Here is a 3,423-nt window from a genome sequence, read left to right as displayed (position 1 = left end):
CGGAGGTCATGCTTCGCCCCTACGGATATATTCGCTTGCATTGAGATGCACCCGTCAAATGCGATCGACCTTCCGAACAATAAGTCTATTCTGTGTTTGTAGATCGATCGACCTCACCCTCACCCTCATCCTCCAAAATCTCACCCAAATAGAGCTGCACAAACTCCCGCGCTGCATCTATATCTAGCAATTTTAACGCCACCACCATCTTCACAAGCGTGTCTCCAGTTGGATCGATGAGCTCATTAAACCAACGATAGACAACGGAACGTCGCACGCCCATTGCGATCGCCAATTTGTTTTGGCTAATGCCATAGGTGTCCAGCACATCTCTCAAAACTCGACCAGTTTTTCCCATGCACCTCATGATGCCAAGGGAAGCCCCAACTGTCAATCACTACATATGTGTAGTGATTGCGATCTGATTGTACTAACTACACAATATGTAGTGATTAGTTGATTTTGAAGATGAGGACTTCCCAATGGCTAAAGACTTTCCAATCGAACCGCCCAACGACACCCAACAAGACTCAGCTCCCACGGACGATCGAGAAAACCGGGAACCCGTCCGGATCGTGGTTGTTGGCTCCCGCCAAGGCATAACCGCCGTAGTAAATTGGCTGGTGCGACTAGGTTTTGCCCAAATGGCAGACTGGAGCGACTTCCAGCGCGCACCGAATACGGGCCAGTGGATGCGCGTGCTGACAAAATGGTTGCAGAAGAATTGAAGCAACTGACGATTCGGGCGATCGCATTTCATAAACCTGATGTTTGGGAATCGTGCGATCGCCCATCAAGTTCGATAGACATTCTAATACAATTAAGACAGCGAACGTTGAGGTTGCCATGACAGATGAAATCAAGTGTTACGATCCAGATAGTGCTCGCGATTCCCGACTCCCACCATGACATTCATCAACCCCAAAACCGATTACGCCTTCAAAAAAATATTTGGTTCCTCAGAAAGCAAAGACATTCTGATCAGCTTTCTCAACGCCATGATTTATGATGGTAATTCTACCATTGAAGACTTAGAAATTATCAACCCCAACCTGCCGCCACAAGTAGAAGGCTTAAAAGACTCCTCTTTAGATGTCAAAGCCAAGCTTGCCGACGACACTCTAGTCATCATTGAAATGCAGGTATTAAACGTCGAGTCTTTCGGACAAAGAATCTTGTACAACGCAGCCAAAACCTACGCCTCTCAATTGCAGAAAGCACAAGGATATCGAATGCTAAAACCAGTAATTGCTTTAACGATTACTGATTTCGAGATGTTTAAAAATAGCAATAAATTAATTTCGCGATTTGTCTACAAAGAAGAGTTTTCTAACTTACCATATCCCGATAACGATCTTAAGTTGGTATTTGTAGAACTGCCAAAATTCACCAAAACAGTAGACCAGTTAGAAACTTTAGCAGATAAATGGCTCTATTTCATGAAATACGCGGTAACGATAACAGAAGTACCGCCTGTAATGGATAGCGTTCCCGAAATCCATCAAGCATTTGACATCGCCGATCGAGTGAATTTAAGCCCGGAGGAAATAGCAAATATCGAACGGCAAGAAATGTTTATTTATGACCAACAAGGCACGATAATTAAAGCTGTTAAAGACGCCGTTGAAGACGCTGTACAAGAAGCTATACAACAAAAAGAACTAGCGATCGCACGGCAATTGCTCGATCGCCTAGATGACGAAACCATCAGCCAAACAACCGGACTCAGTATTGAAGAAATCAGGAATTTGCGATCGCAAGTTTGATGCGTCAAAAACCAGACATGACATTGTTCGCGTCCAATTTCTTAGTCTGCGGAGGCAGACTTCGTTTGTATAGACGCGGTTTCAACCGCCGGGCCAAAAACCCCTATCTCAAAAACAACTTATAAGCCGGATTCTGACTCTCATCCCCATACTGGTAGCCCAGCGTATCCAAAAAAGCCTGCCACTCCTGCATCTCATCCGGCGGTACTTGAATTCCCACCACAATTCGCCCGTAATCAGCGCCGTTATTCCGATAGTGAAAAACGCTGATATTCCAATTAGGACTCATCGAACCGACAAACTTCATCAACGCACCCGGACGTTCGGGAAATTCAAAGCGATAAAACAACTCATGATCCGCCAGCATCGAACGGCCGCCCACCATATGCCGCAAGTGCAATTTCGTTAATTCATCATCAGTTAAATCCAAAGTTTTAAAGCCACAATCTTCAAAACTCGCTGCTATTTTCACCGCATCTGCACGGTTTTGAATTTGCACGCCGATAAAAATATGCGCTGCTTTTTCATCCGCAATTCGATAGCTAAATTCAGTTAAATTGCGCTTTCCCAAACATTCGCAAAACCTGCGGAGACTTCCCGGTTGTTCGGGAATTGTCACTGCAAAAATAGCTTCGCGGCGTTCGCCAAACTCTGCCCTTTCTGCTACAAAACGCAGGCGATCGAAATTCATGTTCGCGCCGCAAGCAACCGCAATTAATGTTTCTCCTGCGACTTGTTCCCGTTCCACGTAAGCTTTTGCACCTGCGATCGCCAAAGCGCCAGCAGGTTCTAAGATCGATCGCGTATCCTCAAAAACATCCTTAATTGCCGCACAAATATCATCCGTATCCACCAAAATAATCTCATCCACATATTCCTGACAAAGCCGAAAAGTTTCCTCGCCAACTTCTCGCACCGCAACGCCGTCAGCAAATAAACCCACCTGGGACAAACGCACCCGTTTACCCGCTTTCAGCGATTGATTCATCGCATCAGAGTCCACAGGTTCCACACCAATAATCTTAATTTCCGGGCGCAACCGCTTGATATAAGCCGCAATTCCCGAAATCAATCCACCGCCGCCAATTGCTACAAAAATTGCGTGAATCGGTTTTTGATGTTGCCGCAGAATTTCCATGCCGATCGTACCCTGTCCCGCAATCACGTGCGGATCGTCAAAAGGGTGAATAAAAGTTAAGTTTTTTTCCACCTCTAATTGGCGCGCAAAAGCGCAAGCATCGTCGTAAGTATCCCCGTGCAAAATCACCTCTCCACCGCGCGCTATCACCGCATTAACCTTCACCTGCGGCGTCGTTACGGGCATGACGATAATCGCCCGAGTTCCCAGGTGGCGCGCAGCGAGGGCGACTCCTTGGGCGTGATTTCCGGCGGAAGCTGCGATGACGCCTTGTGCTAGCAACTCCGGCGAAAGTTGCGCCATTTTGTTGTACGCGCCCCGCAGTTTGAACGAAAACACAGACTGCATATCTTCGCGTTTCAGGAGCAGTTTATTGTTGAGCCGTGTTGATAGATTCGGGGCTACTTCTAGGGGGGATTCTTGGGCCACATCGTAGACGCGGGCGGTGAGGATTTGTACGAGGTAATCGCAAAGCATGGGATTAGGGGTGAGTAGATGCGGGAGGGTGGGATTATTGTA

4 protein-coding genes are annotated in these 3,423 nt (G+C 46.9%); 2 read left to right on the top strand and 2 right to left on the bottom strand.

Translation table 11 applies throughout. The annotated features are described in order from the left end of the window. Positions 1-85: 85 nt before the first annotated feature. A complete protein-coding gene (locus QT974_RS32680; RefSeq protein WP_333472516.1) occupies positions 86-358 on the bottom strand; it encodes a helix-turn-helix domain-containing protein in 273 nt (90 codons plus the stop codon). A gap of 124 nt (positions 359-482) precedes the next feature. Here QT974_RS32680 and QT974_RS32675 point away from each other — a divergent pair, with 124 nt between their 5' ends. Both QT974_RS32675 and QT974_RS32670 read left to right on the top strand, forming a co-directional pair. Then, on the top strand, positions 483-728 hold the full coding sequence (locus QT974_RS32675; protein WP_333472515.1) for a hypothetical protein: 246 nt from the start codon (positions 483-485) through the stop codon (positions 726-728). A 177-nt stretch (positions 729-905) separates the two neighbouring features. Further along, complete coding sequence (locus QT974_RS32670) at positions 906-1,766, top strand: Rpn family recombination-promoting nuclease/putative transposase (RefSeq protein WP_333472514.1); 861 nt, start codon at positions 906-908, stop codon at positions 1,764-1,766. Positions 1,767-1,869: 103 nt separating this feature from the next. Here QT974_RS32670 and ilvA read toward each other — a convergent pair whose 3' ends face one another. Then, positions 1,870-3,381, bottom strand: coding sequence for a threonine ammonia-lyase, biosynthetic (gene ilvA, locus QT974_RS32665; protein ID WP_333472517.1), 1,512 nt, complete (start codon positions 3,379-3,381; stop codon positions 1,870-1,872). Positions 3,382-3,423: the final 42 nt, after the last annotated feature.

Origin of the sequence: Microcoleus sp. BM001215392, assembly GCF_036700185.1 — a bacterium.
Classification (GTDB): Bacteria; Cyanobacteriota; Cyanobacteriia; order Cyanobacteriales; family Microcoleaceae; genus Microcoleus.
This window is presented reverse-complemented; position numbering and strand designations above follow the sequence as displayed.